Raw genomic sequence first — 14,448 nt, forward strand, 5'->3', positions numbered from 1 at the left:
AACGCGGGGAATTTCGGGCAGGTTTCGAGTGCGTGACGCATTGCACAAGCGGAGCGATATGCCCTTTTCGCGGGGTGCAAAAGCGGACGAAACGCCAACTTGTCCCGGTGGCATCACGGAATCACCACGGCCTCTCCATGCGTTATTGAATTTCCCTGGGTAAGTTCAATCCGCATGACTGCCGCACAAGCAGACCTACGTATCGACAGCCCGTCGGTGGAAGACGGCGCAGCGCTCTGGCGTCTCGCGAAGGAATCCGGAACGCTCGACCTGAACTCGTCCTACAGCTATCTCCTGTGGTGTCGCGACTTCGCCGCCACCTCGGCGGTGGCCCGCGCGGAGGGCGGCGAGCCGGTCGGGTTCGTCACCGGGTACGTCCGGCCGGAGGACCCGCAGACCCTGCTGGTCTGGCAGGTGGCCGTCGACGCCGCGCACCGTGGTCGCGGCCTCGCCGCCGCCCTGCTGGACGGGCTGACCGCGCGGGTCGCCGCCGAACGCCCGCTCACCGCCGTGGAGACCACGATCACGCCGGGCAACACCGCCTCCGAGCGGCTGTTCACCTCGTTCGCCGACCGGCACGGGGCGACCGTCACCCGTGAGGTGCTGTTCGGCACCGGTCTGTTCCCCGACGGCCCGCACGACCCCGAGGTCCTGTACCGGATCGGCCCCCTCGCCTTCTGACCCGCCCGCCCCGCCTCCGCCCGCCTCTCCTTCCGACCCCCACTCCGAGGAGCGTTTCGTCGTGACCATCACCCAGCCCGACCTCAGCGTGTTCGAGACCCTCGAGTCCGAGGTGCGCAGCTACTGCCGCAGCTGGCCCGCGGTCTTCGACCGCGCGCAGGGCAGCCGTATGTACGACGAGGACGGTCACCGCTACCTGGACTTCTTCGCCGGTGCCGGATCCCTCAACTACGGTCACAACAACCCCGTGCTGAAACGGGCGTTGGTCGACTATCTGATGCGGGACGGCGTCACGCACGGGCTCGACATGTCGACCGTGGCCAAGCGGACCTTCCTGCAGACCTTCCAGGATCTGGTGCTGCGGCCGCGTGACCTGCCCTACAAGGTCATGTTCCCGGGCCCGACCGGCACCAACGCCGTGGAGTCGGCCCTGAAGCTGGCGCGGAAGGTGAAGGGACGCGAGGCCATCGTGTCGTTCACCAACGCCTTCCACGGGATGTCCCTCGGGTCGCTCGCCGTGACCGGCAACGCCTTCAAGCGGGCCGGTGCCGGGGTACCGCTGGTGCACGGCACACCGATGCCGTTCGACAACTACTTCGAGGGCCAGGTCCCCGACTTCCTGTGGTTCGAGCGGCTGCTCGAGGACCAGGGGTCCGGGCTCAACAAGCCCGCCGCCGTGATCGTCGAGACCGTGCAGGGCGAGGGCGGCATCAACGTCGCGCGTCCGGAGTGGCTGCGGGCGCTCAAGGACCTGTGCGAGCGCCAGGACATGCTGCTGATCGTCGACGACATCCAGATGGGATGCGGGCGCACCGGGGCCTTCTTCTCCTTCGAGGAGGCCGGGATCGTCCCGGACATCGTGACCGTCTCCAAGTCGATCAGCGGCTACGGACTGCCCATGTCGCTCTGCCTGTTCAAGCCCGAGCTGGACGTGTGGGAGCCGGGTGAGCACAACGGCACCTTCCGCGGCAACAACCCGGCCTTCGTCACCGCCACCGCCGCCCTCGAGACGTACTGGGCCGACGGGTCCGCGATGGAGAAGCAGACCCGGACGCGGGGCGAACAGATCGAGCAGGGGCTCATCTCGATCACCGAGGAGAACCTCGCCGACATCAAGGAGTACCGGGGCCGCGGTCTGGTGTGGGGCCTGGAGTTCCACGAGAAGGCGCGGGCCGGGCGGGTCGCGAAGCGGGCCTTCGAGCTCGGGCTGCTGATCGAGACGTCCGGTCCGGAGAGCGAGGTCGTCAAACTGCTGCCGGCCCTGACCATCACCCCCGAGGAACTGGACGAGGGCCTCAGCGTCATCGCCCGCGCCGTACGGGAGACCGTCTGACGCCCTCGGACCCCGTATCCCCTACCTAGGAGGCATCGCACCACCGTGATCGTCCGTTCGTTCAAGGACATCGAAGGCACCGACCGGCATGTGCGGGCGGCGTCCGGCACCTGGGAGAGCAAGCGCATCGTGCTCGCCCAGGAACGGGTCGGGTTCTCGCTGCACGAAACGATTCTGTACGCGGGTACCGAGACGTCGATGTGGTACGCGAACCACATCGAGGCCGTCGTCTGCGTCGAGGGCGCGGCCGAACTGACCGACCACGAGACCGGGCGGACGCACACCATCACGCCCGGCACCATGTACCTCCTCGACGGGCACGAGCGGCACACGCTCCGCGTCAAGGAGGACTTCCGCTGCATCTGCGTGTTCAACCCGCCCGTCACGGGGCGGGAGGACCACGACGAGAACGGCGTGTACCCCCTGTTGACCGAGCCCGAGGAGGTGTAAGCATCGTGACCACCCTCACCGATCTCTACCCCACCCGTGGCACCACCGAGGTGTCCGTACCCCGCCAGGACCCCGTCGTCTGGGGCTCCCCCGACACGCCGGGCCCGATCCCGGCGGCCGGCCTCCAGGAGTACGAGCGCGACGGCTTCCTCGCCGTCGACCAGTTGATCAGCGACGACGAGGTCAGCGTCTGCCGACGGGAGCTGGAGCGGCTGGTCGCCGACCCGGAGATCCGGGCCGACGGGCGGTCGATCGTCGAGCCGAAGTCCAAGGAGATCCGCTCCGTCTTCGAGGTGCACAAGCTCAGTCCCGTGTTCGCCGCGCTCGTCCGCGACGAGCGGGTCGTGGGGCGGGCCCGGCAGATCCTGGGCTCGGACGTGTACGTGCACCAGTCGCGGATCAACGTCAAGCCGGGCTTCGGGGCCGGGGGCTTCTACTGGCACTCCGACTTCGAGACCTGGCACGCCGAGGACGGTCTGCCGAACATGCGGACGGTGTCCGTGTCGATCGCGCTGACCGAGAACCTCGACACCAACGGCGGGCTCATGATCATGCCGGGCTCGCACCGGACGTTCCTCGGCTGCGCCGGGGCGACGCCCGAGGACAACTACAAGAAGTCGCTCCAGATGCAGGACGCGGGCACCCCCTCGGACGAGGCGCTGACCGCGATGGCCGGCGACTACGGCATCAAGTTGTTCACGGGCAAGGCCGGTTCGGCGACCTGGTTCGACTGCAACTGCATGCACGGGTCCGGTGACAACATCACGCCGTTCCCGCGCAGCAACGTGTTCATCGTGTTCAACAGCGTGGAGAACACGGCCGTGGAGCCGTTCGCGGCGCCGGTCCACCGGCCGGAGTACATCGGCGCGCGGGACTTCACCCCCGTGCGGTGAGCCGTCGTCCCCCGCCGGCCGCGTCGGCAGGCCCGGACGCCCCCACCCGATCCGGGTGGGGGCGTCCGGGCCTGCCGGGCGTCGGAGGCCTCAGGCTGACAGGGCGTTCAGCAGGCGGTCGACGTCGGCCGACGTGTTGAACAGGTGGAAGGAGGCGCGCAGATGGCCGGAGCGGTCGGAGACCTGGATGCCGGCGGCGGCCAGGTCGGGCTGGCGGAAGCCGAGTCCCGGCACCGAGACGATCGCGGAGCCGGGCGCGGCGACGGGCCGATGACCGAGCCCGGCGAGTCCGGCGCGGAAGCGGTCGGCGAGGGAGAGGTCGTGGGCGCCGATCGCCGCCACGCCGAGTTCCTCCACCAGTTCGAGGGAACGGCGCAGTCCGGCGTAGGTGAACAGGGCGTGCGTCAGGTCGAACCGCCTTGCCGAGTGGGCGAGTTCGGCCACCGGGCCGTAACAGCTGTCCCAGGGCTCCTCGCCGGCCACCCATCCCGCGAGGACCGGTGACAACCCGCCGAAGTCCTCCGGGACCACCAGGAAGGCCGCACCGTGCGGGCCGAGCAGCCACTTGAAGGAGACGGCGGCGGAGAAGTCGTGGGCGTCGGCGTCCGCCGGAAGCCAGCCGGCCGACTGTGAGAAGTCGACGTAGGTGCGTGCGCCGTGCCTCCTGGCCGCCTCGCGCAGGGCGGGGAGGTCGGCGATCCGGCCGTCGGCGGACTGGGCGGCGCTCACCGCGACCAGGGCCGTGCCGGGGCGGACGGACTCCGCGATCCGCTCCAGCGGGACGGCCCGGACCTTGAGGTCCCCGCGGACGTGGAACGGGTTGAGCACGGAGGTGAAGTCGTCCTCGGCGGTGAGCACTTCCGCGCCCGCGGGGAGCGAGGCGGCGATGACGCCGGTGTGCGCGGCGACCGAGGCGCCCAGCGCCACCCGGGTGACCGGGACGCCGGCCAGCCGGGCGTACGCGGCCCGGCAGGCCTCCACGTCCTCGTGCAGCGGGGTGAGCGGCCTGCCCTCGGCGCGCAGCACCGCCGCCTCGTGCAGGGCGGCGACCGTACGGGCGGGCAGCAGGCCGTTGCTCGCCGTGTTCAGGTACGTGGTCTTCGGGGTGAACTCGGCGCGGACGAGGCTCTCGAAGGTCTCCATGCGTCCACTGTGGGACCCCCGGAACCCCTCGTCCATTGCCGATTTTTACGTGATTCCGCTAAGGAGAACTTATAGATCGGCTCTCACCTGCGGGTTTCACTGCTGCGGGACCGCGCACCCGTCCGGGCCGCAGGCCTCCGCGCCGCCGTCGTCGATCAGCTTCAGCGGGGAACGGTCGCCCCAGGCCTGGGTGAGGGCCTGGGTGAAGACCTCGGCGGGCTGGGCCCCGGAGACGCCGTAGGCGCGGTCGAGGACGAAGAAGGGCACACCGTTCGCACCGAGCTGAGCGGCCTCGCGCTCGTCGGCGCGGACCTCGTCGGCGTAGCGGGCGGGGTCGGCGAGGACCTCGCGGGCGGCCTCGGCGTCGAGACCGGCCTCGGCGGCCAGTTCCACGAGCCGCTCGTCGCCCTCGGAGAAGACGGACCGCTCCTCGGCGAAGTTCGCCCGGTAGAGGATCTGGATCAGCTCGTCCTGCCGACCGTGCTCCTTGGCGAAGTGCAGCAGCCGGTGCATGTCGAAGGTGTTGCCGTGGTCGCGGTCCCGGGTGCGGTAGTCGAGGCCCTCGGCGGCGGCCTGGGCGCCCAGGTTCTCCTCGCCGGACTGCGCCTGCGCCTCGCTCATCCCGTACTTCTTGGTGAGCATGGCCAGTACGGGCTGGACGTCGCCCTTGGCGCGGCCCGGGTCCAGCTCGAAGGAACGGTGCACCACCTCGACCTGGTCACGGTGCGGGAAGGCCTCGAGCGCCTTCTCGAAGCGGGCCTTGCCCACGTAGCACCAGGGGCAGGCGATGTCGCTCCAGATCTCGACGCGCATGTCTCGGCTCTCTCCAGGTCGTGCGGCTGGGTACGGAGCTCCCCCGCGGGAGATCCGCACGGAGGTTCCCTCCGGCGAGTGCATGAACGTTCAAGCAGGACGTTTCATTCCCCGGTCATCCCCCGGTCACCGCGTACCTCAGCCAGAGGTGGTGCTCGCCCTCGCCGGGCGGGTTCTCCGGGTCCGGGCTCCAGCCCTGCCGGGCGTAGAACGCCTGGGCCCGCCCGTTGTCGACGTGCACGTCGAGCACGGCCGTGCGCCGCCCGTCCGCCCGCCACTGCTCGACGCAGGCCGTGTGCAGGTCCGTACCGATCCCCGAACGCCAGTGGTCGGGGTCGACGTGGAACTGGAACAGTTTGACCGTGTGCACCGGCGCGCCCTCCGGCCTGCGGAAGGACGCGAGGCCGACGAGCCGTCCCTGCTCGACGACGCACAGCACATGACCGTCGGGCCGCTCGATGGCCGTGCGCCAGGCGGCGAGCCAGTCGGTGCCGTCCTGCGGGACCCCCTCGGGGTAGTACGTGGCCCGGGCGCGCGCGTGCAGCTCGGCGACCCTCTCCGCCTCGGCGGGGACGGCGGTGCGGATCACCCGGTTTCCCATGACACGCTCTTCGATCATGCAGGAGAGGACGAGAGGGCCCTCTCGTCGGTTCCGGCCGGCTAGCTTCCGTCCCGCAGGTCGTCCGGCCACTCGGTCCTGAACTCGAGATGGTCGTACGTCACGACGCACCCCTCGCCCATCGGCGACTGCGTCATGAAGCCGACCAGGGCCGCGCCGGTCTCCTTCTCCTCACCCAGCGTGAACAGGCGGACGAAGGTCCACCGTCTGCCGTCCCGGGATGCGTGGAAGGCGAAGGCGCGGCCGGTCCTGCTCACCCGGAGCCAGACCGAACTGCCCTCCACGGTGAAGGAGTTGGCGTCGTCGGAGTGTCCCCGGGTGACCACCGTGCAGACGGTGGCCACGTCCGGGGAGTACTCCAGACACAGCTTGGCCCAGGCCCGCTCGCCGACGTGGACGTACAACACCCCCGCGTCGAAGGCCCAGTTGAATCCGACGGTGACGCGTGCGATGAGCTGGAAGTCGCCCTCCGGCGCCCCCAGCAGCCGGGGCGCGTCGGCGGCGGTCTCCACCCCGTCCCCGGTGGGCGGCACGAACCGGTCCTGCCGGGCCCCGGCCCACCCGGTGAGCACCCCGTCCTCGTGGGACCAGTGCCCGTCGGGCCCGTAAGTACGGAGGGGAAAGGGCAGTTCGGGAAGCGTGACGTCCATGAGCTCATCATCTCAAGCGGCCGAGAGCCCCGGCGAGCCGAGTCCCCAGGTGAGCCGAGCCCCCAGGGGCGCGGGGAACCGCGCGACAAGCCGAGGGAGGCCTGTACCCGGCAAACCACCGCACCCCTGGACGCTCACACGGAGCGTCAGCGCTCCAGACGCCCGTTGAACCGGCGGGGCAGCCCCAGCTCGTTCTCGTCCCGCAGCTCCACGGGCAGCAGCGCCGCGGGAGCGTTCTGGTAGGCGACCGGCCGCAGCCACCGCTCGATGGCGGTCCCGCCGACAGAGGTGGACGTGGAGGTGGTGGCCGGGTACGGCCCGCCGTGATGCTGGGCCGGCGCGACGGCGACACCCGTGGGCCAGCCGTTCACCAGCACGCGCCCGGCCAGCGGGGTCAGCTCGGCGAGGATCTCGCCGCCCCGGCCCTCGCCCGCGGCCTCTCCCTCGGACAGCTGGACGGTCGCCGTGAGGTTTCCGGGCAGCCGCGACAGCACCGCCCCGACCTCGCCCTCGTCGTCGTAGCGGACCACGACGGTGACCGGCCCGAAGCACTCCTCGAGCAGCAGGTCGTGCGCGCCCTCGGCGGTCAGCCGGGAGGCCGGCACGGTAAGGAAGCCCGCGCTGACGGTGTGCTCCCCGCCCGCACCGGGCGTGACCGGCGACTCCACGTCGGGCAGCTCGGCCCGCTCGGCCACCCCGGCGATGAAGTTGTCGCGCATCCGGTGGTCGAGCAGCACGCCCGCGTCGGTGTCGCTCACCGCGTCCGTGAGCGACTTGACCAGTCCGTCGCCGGCCGCGCCGGACGGCACCAGGACCAGGCCCGGCTTCACACAGAACTGGCCGACACCCAGCGTCATGGACCCGGCGAGGCCGGTGCCGATCGCCTCGGCCCGCTCGGCCGCGGCAGCCTCGGTCACCACGACCGGGTTCAGCGACCCCAGCTCGCCGTGGAACGGGATCGGCACCGGACGGGCCGCCGCCGCGTCGAACAGCGCGCGTCCGCCCCGGATCGACCCGGTGAAACCGGCCGCGGCGACCAGCGGGTGCCTGATCAGCTCGACGCCGGCCTCGAAGCCGTGGACCAGGCCCAGCACACCCGCCGGGATGCCGTGCTCGGCGGCGGCCGTGCGCACCACCTTGGCGACCAGCTCGGACAGGCCCGGGTGGTCGGGGTGGGACTTGACGACGACCGGGTTGCCCGCCGCGAACGCGCTGGCGGTGTCACCGCCCGCGACGGAGAAGGCGAAGGGGAAGTTGGACGCCGAGTACACGGCCACCACGCCGAGCGGCACCTTGTAGCGGCGCAGGTCGGGGATGGGCGGGGTGGCGGTGTCGTCGGGGTGGCTGATGACGACGTCGAGGAACGCGCCCTCGTCGACGATGTCGGCGAACGCGCGCAGCTGGTAGCAGGTGCGGGCGAGCTCTCCGGTCAGCCGGACCGGGCCGAGCGCGGTCTCCGCGTCGGCCACCTCCACGAGCGTGTCCTTGGCCGCCTGGAGCCGGTCGGCGGCGGAACGCAGGAAAGCGGCGCGGACGGTACGGTCGGCGAGGAAGCCGCGCGCCTCATGGGCGGCGCGGACGACGGCGTCGACCTCCTGGGCCGTGGCCTCCACCGCAACCTGTTCACGCTGCTTCCCGGTTCGGGGGTCGACACTCCAGACTGGTGCTGCTGCCACCGCGGGTCCCTCCACGCTTGGTTCTGACCACGTTTGGTACTGGCTCATTCATCAGGGTCGTTCGATATACTGAACGCTGTCTCTGATGATGAATATGCTGTCGGAGCGTATTTCCCGTCGAACGAAGGGGTCAAGGGCGATGTCGGCTGGCGAGACGGGGGGCGGGGCGCAGGTCAAGTCCGCGGTGCGGACGGTTGAGCTGCTGGAATACTTCGCCGGCCGCCCAGGAATGCACTCTCTGGCGTCGGTCCAGGAGGCCGTCGGCTATCCCAAGTCCAGTCTCTACATGCTGCTGCGCACGCTGGTGGAGCTGGGCTGGGTGGAGACGGACGCGACGGGCACGCGGTACGGCATCGGGGTACGGGCGCTGCTCGTCGGCACGTCCTACATCGACGGCGACGAGGTGGTCGCGGCCGCCCGCCCCACCCTGGACCGGCTCTCGGACGACACCACCGAGACCATCCACCTGGCCCGGCTCGACGGCACGAACGTCGTGTACCTCGCCACCCGCCAGTCCCAGCACTACCTGCGGCCCTTCACCCGGGTCGGGCGCCGTCTCCCGGCCCACTCCACCTCGCTGGGCAAGGCGCTGCTGAGCACCTACACCGACGAGCAGGTCCGCAAGCTGCTGCCGGAGACGCTGCCCGCGCTGACCGAGCACACGATCACGGACCGCGAGAAGCTCATCGAGGAGCTGCACCAGATCCGCGAGCAGGGCTTCTCGGTGGACCGCGAGGAGAACACGCTGGGCCTGCGCTGCTTCGGCGTGGCGATCCCGTACCGCACGCCGGCCCGGGACGCGATCAGCTGCTCGGTGCCGGTGGCGCGGCTCACCCCCGCGCACGAGCAGCTGGTGAAGGACGCGCTGTTCGACGCACGCGACCGGCTCACGCTGGCCACCCGTAGGCTCTGAGACATGCTGATCTCCCTGCGCCAGGTCCACGACAGCGATCTGCCGGTGTTCTTCCGGCAGATGAACGACCCGGAGTCCCTGCGGATGGCCGCGTTCACCGCGAAGGATCCGGCCGACCGGGACGCGTTCGACGCCCACTGGACGAGGATCCGCGCCTCGTCCGCCGTGCCGCGGACGATCCTGGCCGACGGGGACGTCGTCGGCAGCGCGGCGGTGTACGGGGAGCCGGGCGAGCGCGAGGTGACGTACTGGGTGGACCGCGCCTACTGGGGCCGGGGCATCGCCACGGAGGCGTTGCGGGCACTGGTGTCCGAGGTCCGGGAACGGCCGCTGTTCGCACGGGCGGCGGCCGACAACGCGGGCTCCCTGCGCGTCCTGGAGAAGTGCGGCTTCCGGTCCACCGCCCGGGCCACCGGCTACGCGAACGCGCGGGGCGGGGAGACCGAGGAGATCGTGCTGCGGCTGGAGGCCTGAGCCCGGCCGCAGTGGACGGGCCCCGGTGAACCGGCCTCAGATGAACGGTCGATGAGAAAACGGGCGAACGGGAACGATCGCCTCCCGCCCGCTCGTCTTTCTGTTCGCAATGAACAAGACGATCAGGCGCGCCTCGGTCTTCGCGCTGCTGCTGGTGTTCGCCCTGCTGCTCCGGGCGACCTGGGTGCAGTTCTACGAGGGCCGGGCACTCGCGGACGACAAGGACAACCGGCGCAACGCGATCGCGACGTACGCGGAGCCGCTCGGGAACATCATCGTGGCCGGAAAGGCGATCACCGGCTCGGCCGTCACCACGGGCGGCGACCTCAGATACAAGCGCACGTACACGGACGGCGAGCTGTACGCGGCGGTGACGGGCTACGCCTCGCAGAGCTACGCCCCCACGCAGCTCGAGGGCATCTACGCGAACCTGCTCAACGGCACGGACACCCGCCTGAAGACCGCGCTGGACACGGTCACCGACAAGCGGGCCGACCCGGGCAACGTGATCACCACGATCGACCCGGACGTGCAGAAGGCGGCGTACGACGCGCTCGGCGACAAGAAGGGCGCGGCCGTCGCGGTCGACCCGACGACCGGCCAGATCCTCGCGGTGGTGTCGACCCCCTCGTACGACCCGTCGACGCTGACCGACGCCAACACCGCCGGGACGGCGTGGAAGAAGCTCAACGCGGACTCCGACAAGCCGCTGACCAACCGGGCGCTGCGGCAGCCGCTGGCACCGGGCTCGACGTTCAAGCTGGTCGTGGCGGCGGCCGCGCTGGAGGACGGGCTGTACTCGTCGGTGGACGAGAAGACCGACAGCGAGGACCCGTACACCCTGCCGGGCACGCGCACGGTCCTGAAGAACGAGAACACGTCCGCGCCCTGCGAGAACGCCACGATCCGGGTCGCGTTGCAGTACTCCTGCAACAACGTGTTCGCGCACATGGCCGTCCAGCTCGGACAGGACAAGCTGAGGGCGACGGCCGAGAAGTTCGGCTTCAACGACGACAGCCAGGACGTGCCGGTGCGGGCGTACCCGAGCGTGTACCCGTCCGGCATGGACGAGTCGTCCACCGCACTGACCGGCATCGGGCAGTTCGACGTGACCGCGACGCCGTTGCAGATGGCCATGGTGTCGGCAGCCATCGCCAACGGCGGCAAGCTCGTCTCGCCGCACATGGTCTCGCAGATCACCGACGGCGGCGGCGACGTCCTCGAGGACTACGACGACGAGGCGTCGACCACGCAGATCGTCAGCTCCTCCACCGCCGAGCAGCTTCGGTCGGCGATGCAGACGGTCGTCGAGAAGGGCACCGGCACGAACGCGCTCATCGACGGCGTCACCGTCGGCGGCAAGACGGGCACGGCCCAGAACGGCGAGAACAACAGCAAGGCGCCGTACGCCTGGTTCACGTCGTACGGGAAGTCCGACTCCTCCGGCAAGCAGGTCGCCGTGGCGGTCGTGGTCGAGCAGTCCGACGCCGCGCGGTCCGAGGTCAGCGGGAACGGGCTGGCCGCGCCGGTCGCGAAGGCGATGATGGAAGCGGCGCTGCAGCGCTGAGCAACGACCTCCCCGGCCGGGACGCGCTCCCGGCCGGGGATCCGGGGTCGCCCCCGGGAACTACACGCCCAGCACCTGCTCTATGGGGTCGATCGCGAAGTACACGACGAACAGAGCCGAGGCTCCCCACAGCAGCCAGTGGACCTCCTTCGCCTTGCCGAGCACCGTCTTGATGACGACGTACGCGAGGAAGCCCGCGCCGATGCCGTTGGTGATCGAGTAGGTGAACGGCATCACGGCGATCGTGAGGAACGCCGGGATCGCGATCTCGTACTTGTCCCAGTCGATGTTCTTGACCTGGGTCATCATCAGGAAGCCGACGGCGACCAGCGCGGGGGCGGCCGCCTGGAGCGGGACGATGGTGAGGAGCGGCGTCAGGAACAGGGCGAACGCGAACAGTGAGCCGGTGACCAGGTTGGAGAAGCCGGTGCGTGACCCCTCGCCGACGCCGGCGGCCGACTCGATGTAGGAGGTCGCGGAGGACGACGAGGCCGCGCCGCCCGCGACCGCCGCCGCGCCGTCGATGAGCAGCACGCGTCCGAGACCCGGCACGTCGCCCTTCTCGTCCAGCAGTCCGGCCTCCGCGCTGATGCCGACGACGGTGCCCATGGTGTCGAAGAAGTCGGACAGGATCAGGGTGAAGATCAGCAGGACGACGGTGATGACGCTGGTCTCGCCGAAGGCGCCGAACAGGCTGAAGTGACCGATCAGCCCGAAGTCGGGGGTGTCGACGATCTTGTCGGGCCACGAGGGCGTGGTCAGGCCCCAGGACTTGATGTCCGCGGTCGAGTTGATGACGATCGCGAGGACCGTCATCGTCACGATGCTGATCAGGATCGCGCCCTTGACCTTGCGCGCCAGCAGACCGATCGTCAGCAGCACACCGAGGCAGAAGACCAGCACCGGCCAGCCGGAGAGGGTGCCGGTGCCGCCGAGCTGCACGGGGACGGTCGTGTTCGCGACGTCGGGGATGCGGCTGACGAAGCCGGCGTCGACGAAGCCGATGAAGGCGATGAACAGGCCGATGCCGACACTGATCGCCTGCTTCAGCGGTTGCGGGATGGCGTGCATGACGGCCTCGCGCAGACCGGTCACCACCAGCACGCAGATCAGCAGGCCTTCGAGCACGATCAGGCCCATCGCGTCGTCCCAGCTCATCAGCGGGGCGATCTGGAAGGCGACGACCGCGTTCAGGCCGAGGCCCGCGGCGAGGGCGAGGGGCAGGTTGCCGCCGACGCCCATGATGATCGTCATCACCGCGGCCACCAGGGCGGTGGCGGTGGTGAGTTGGACGGCGTCGAGCTGGTGCCCGAACTTGTCCTTGGCGCTGCCCAGGATGATGGGATTCAGGACAAGGATGTAGGCCATGGTGAAGAACGTGGCGAAGCCGCCGCGTATCTCACGGCCGAAGGTGGATCCCCGCTCGGAGATCCTGAAGTACCGGTCGACGCTGTTCGCCGCGGGTGGTGCGGTACCTGGACGGTCGGCCGTCACTTGCGTCTCGGACATGGCTGGTGCTCCTCATTGCCTGAATGATCTGTGTGCGGATGCTGGCTGGATTGTTCCTGCGTTGAACCGTCTTCAGGTTTTCGTCGTGTTACGGAATCGGACTCCGGAGTCGTTCGGCCTGCCACCTGATGTTCGAACCCCTGTACAAGAGCCAGTAGTCGATCACTGCTACGCTTCCCGATCTCGCCCCGGCCACCTCCTCGGGGCATCCCCATGTCATTCACATGACACGCACAGGCACACCAGTCGTTCCGAGAAGAGGTCAACCCGTGGGCACAGTCGTCGACGACGCCGCCTCCGTGGAATTCCATGCCTTCTTCGACCGCCACTACGCCGAACTGTCCCGTCTCGCCCACCTGCTGACCGGCGAGGCGGACGCCGCCGACGATCTCGCGGCGGACGCACTGCTCGCGCTGTGGAACCGCTGGGACCGGGTACGCGCGGCCGACCATCCGGTGGCGTACGCCCGCGGTGTCGTCGCCAACCTCGCCCGCACCCGCATCCGCAGCGCCGTCCGGGAGCGCCGCAGGATCGCGCTGTTCTGGTCGCAGCGCGAGGAGAAGACGGAGAACCCCGACATCGCGGGCGTGGTGGACGTCCAGTCGGCGCTGCGTAGACTTCCGTTCCGCAAACGGGCCTGTGTGGTGCTGCGGCACGCCTTCGACCTGTCGGAGAAGGACACGGCGCTCGCCCTGGGGGTCTCGGTCGGTACGGTGAAGAGCCAGACCTCGAAGGGAATGGCCGAGCTCCAGAAACTGCTCGGCGCCAAGGGGGCTCCGCTCAAGATGCCTGCCATGGTGCGCACCGGTGAGGCCTCGGCCTCAGGAAGGGACCGATGACGATGCAGCGGGACGTGCACGACGATCTGCGCGCCCGGCTGCACGAGGCGGCCGAGGCACACGAACCCGACCGGGCGCACATCCTGGCCCGTGTCGAGCGGGGCATGGCGGGACAGGGACAGGGACCTGAACGGTCCGATCACCGGGCGAGCCGCCCGGTCCTGTGGGGCTGGGCCCGGATCGTGGGCGCCACGGCGGCGGTCGCGGGCATGCTCGCGGTCGGCGGCTACGCGGTGGCGTCCGCCGTGAAGGACGACACCCCGGCGCAGCAGACGGTCTCCGTCTCCCCGCCGCCGGTGGAGTCCCCGGACGCGACGAGCCGCCCGCCGGCCTCGCCGAAGACCACGCCGAGCTCCGGCGGCGGCGCGAAGGACCCGGCGAAGCCGAGCACCTCCCCGCCGCGGAGCTCCGCGGCGACGCCCTCCGCGCCCGCGGCGGCCACGCTGCTGCCGGCGACGACCGACGACGAGGACGGCCCGCTGTGGTCGGACGGTTCGGTCGACCCGCACAGCAACGACTTCTGGGCGCAGAGCAACATCACGATCAAGACGTCCGAGGCGCTCACCGAGCTGACCGTGCAGTTGAAGGTCGCGCAGACCGGCGGGGTCTCGTCGGCGGGCGCCTGGCGCTCACTGCCCGAGGACGACTTCACGTTCTCGGTGGATGAGCGGGACGGCTTCCTGGTCTACACCTGGGTGCTCAAGGAGGGCCGTACGGTCGCCAAGGGCGAGTGGGTGTTCGCCGGGCAGTACGACCACGACCGCGGCGGCCGCGACGCCAAGGACGACACCTACGCGGTCACCGGCCGGTCGGAGCAGCAACAGGGCGCCGTGGGCGGTGACTTCGCCTCCGCCGAGGACGACGAAGGCGACTCCTGACCACCAGGAC

At 70.1% G+C, this 14,448-nt stretch carries 15 protein-coding genes; 9 read left to right on the top strand and 6 right to left on the bottom strand.

The genetic code is table 11. From position 1 onward, the window contains the following. Positions 1-174 precede the first annotated feature (174 nt). The 4 genes from ectA to thpD all read left to right on the top strand — a co-directional run bounded on the left by ectA (position 175) and on the right by thpD (position 3,357). Positions 175-681, top strand: a complete 507-nt coding sequence (gene ectA / locus OG736_RS11405) for a diaminobutyrate acetyltransferase (RefSeq protein WP_327182325.1) — start codon at positions 175-177, stop codon at positions 679-681. 61 nt (positions 682-742) lie between these two features. Next, entirely contained in the window at positions 743-2,014 is a 1,272-nt protein-coding gene (gene ectB / locus OG736_RS11410) for a diaminobutyrate--2-oxoglutarate transaminase (RefSeq protein ID WP_327182326.1), read from the top strand. A gap of 45 nt (positions 2,015-2,059) precedes the next feature. After that, positions 2,060-2,464 (top strand): ectoine synthase, encoded by a 405-nt coding sequence (locus OG736_RS11415; protein ID WP_020130464.1) that lies wholly within the window; start codon positions 2,060-2,062, stop codon positions 2,462-2,464. 5 nt (positions 2,465-2,469) lie between these two features. Next, a complete protein-coding gene (gene thpD, locus OG736_RS11420; RefSeq protein WP_327182327.1) occupies positions 2,470-3,357 on the top strand; it encodes an ectoine hydroxylase in 888 nt (295 codons plus the stop codon). 90 nt (positions 3,358-3,447) lie between these two features. Here the strand turns inward: thpD and OG736_RS11425 are convergent, their stop codons facing one another. The 5 genes from OG736_RS11425 to OG736_RS11445 all read right to left on the bottom strand — a co-directional run bounded on the left by OG736_RS11425 (position 3,448) and on the right by OG736_RS11445 (position 8,258). Continuing rightward, positions 3,448-4,500, bottom strand: a complete 1,053-nt coding sequence (locus tag OG736_RS11425) for an aminotransferase class V-fold PLP-dependent enzyme (RefSeq protein ID WP_327182328.1) — start codon at positions 4,498-4,500, stop codon at positions 3,448-3,450. A 96-nt stretch (positions 4,501-4,596) separates the two neighbouring features. Next, positions 4,597-5,313, bottom strand: a complete 717-nt coding sequence (locus tag OG736_RS11430; protein ID WP_327182329.1) for a DsbA family oxidoreductase — start codon at positions 5,311-5,313, stop codon at positions 4,597-4,599. Positions 5,314-5,428: 115 nt separating this feature from the next. Next, positions 5,429-5,932 (bottom strand): GNAT family N-acetyltransferase, encoded by a 504-nt coding sequence (locus OG736_RS11435; RefSeq protein WP_327182330.1) that lies wholly within the window; start codon positions 5,930-5,932, stop codon positions 5,429-5,431. Positions 5,933-5,973: 41 nt separating this feature from the next. Continuing rightward, a complete protein-coding gene (locus OG736_RS11440; protein WP_327182331.1) occupies positions 5,974-6,582 on the bottom strand; it encodes a DUF1349 domain-containing protein in 609 nt (202 codons plus the stop codon). Positions 6,583-6,728: 146 nt separating this feature from the next. Then, a complete protein-coding gene (locus OG736_RS11445) occupies positions 6,729-8,258 on the bottom strand; it encodes an aldehyde dehydrogenase (NADP(+)) (protein WP_327182332.1) in 1,530 nt (509 codons plus the stop codon). A gap of 139 nt (positions 8,259-8,397) precedes the next feature. On the opposite strand from OG736_RS11445, the gene OG736_RS11450 reads away from it, so the two are divergent. The 3 genes from OG736_RS11450 (at position 8,398) to OG736_RS11460 (ending at position 11,212) form a co-directional block, all read left to right on the top strand. Beyond that, the gene (locus OG736_RS11450) at positions 8,398-9,171 is read left to right on the top strand and encodes an IclR family transcriptional regulator (protein WP_020130471.1); all 774 of its coding nucleotides are present in this window, start codon (positions 8,398-8,400) and stop codon (positions 9,169-9,171) included. Positions 9,172-9,174: 3 nt separating this feature from the next. Beyond that, a complete protein-coding gene (locus tag OG736_RS11455) occupies positions 9,175-9,645 on the top strand; it encodes a GNAT family N-acetyltransferase (protein ID WP_327182333.1) in 471 nt (156 codons plus the stop codon). A gap of 109 nt (positions 9,646-9,754) precedes the next feature. Beyond that, positions 9,755-11,212, top strand: coding sequence for a peptidoglycan D,D-transpeptidase FtsI family protein (locus OG736_RS11460; protein WP_327182334.1), 1,458 nt, complete (start codon positions 9,755-9,757; stop codon positions 11,210-11,212). Between the two features lie 60 nt (positions 11,213-11,272). Here OG736_RS11460 and OG736_RS11465 read toward each other — a convergent pair whose 3' ends face one another. Then, the gene (locus OG736_RS11465; RefSeq protein WP_327182335.1) at positions 11,273-12,721 is read right to left on the bottom strand and encodes an NCS2 family permease; all 1,449 of its coding nucleotides are present in this window, start codon (positions 12,719-12,721) and stop codon (positions 11,273-11,275) included. A gap of 269 nt (positions 12,722-12,990) precedes the next feature. Here OG736_RS11465 and OG736_RS11470 point away from each other — a divergent pair, with 269 nt between their 5' ends. Continuing rightward, positions 12,991-13,560 carry a SigE family RNA polymerase sigma factor gene (locus OG736_RS11470; protein ID WP_054239212.1) on the top strand — a complete coding sequence of 190 codons (570 nt, stop codon included), beginning with the start codon at positions 12,991-12,993 and terminating at the stop codon, positions 13,558-13,560. Further along, a complete protein-coding gene (locus OG736_RS11475; RefSeq protein WP_327182336.1) occupies positions 13,557-14,438 on the top strand; it encodes a hypothetical protein in 882 nt (293 codons plus the stop codon). The genes OG736_RS11470 and OG736_RS11475 overlap by 4 nt, the downstream gene beginning before the upstream one ends. Positions 14,439-14,448: the final 10 nt, after the last annotated feature.

The sequence above is a fragment of the Streptomyces sp. NBC_01334 genome (assembly GCF_035983595.1).
GTDB lineage: Bacteria > Actinomycetota > Actinomycetes > Streptomycetales > Streptomycetaceae > Streptomyces > Streptomyces coriariae.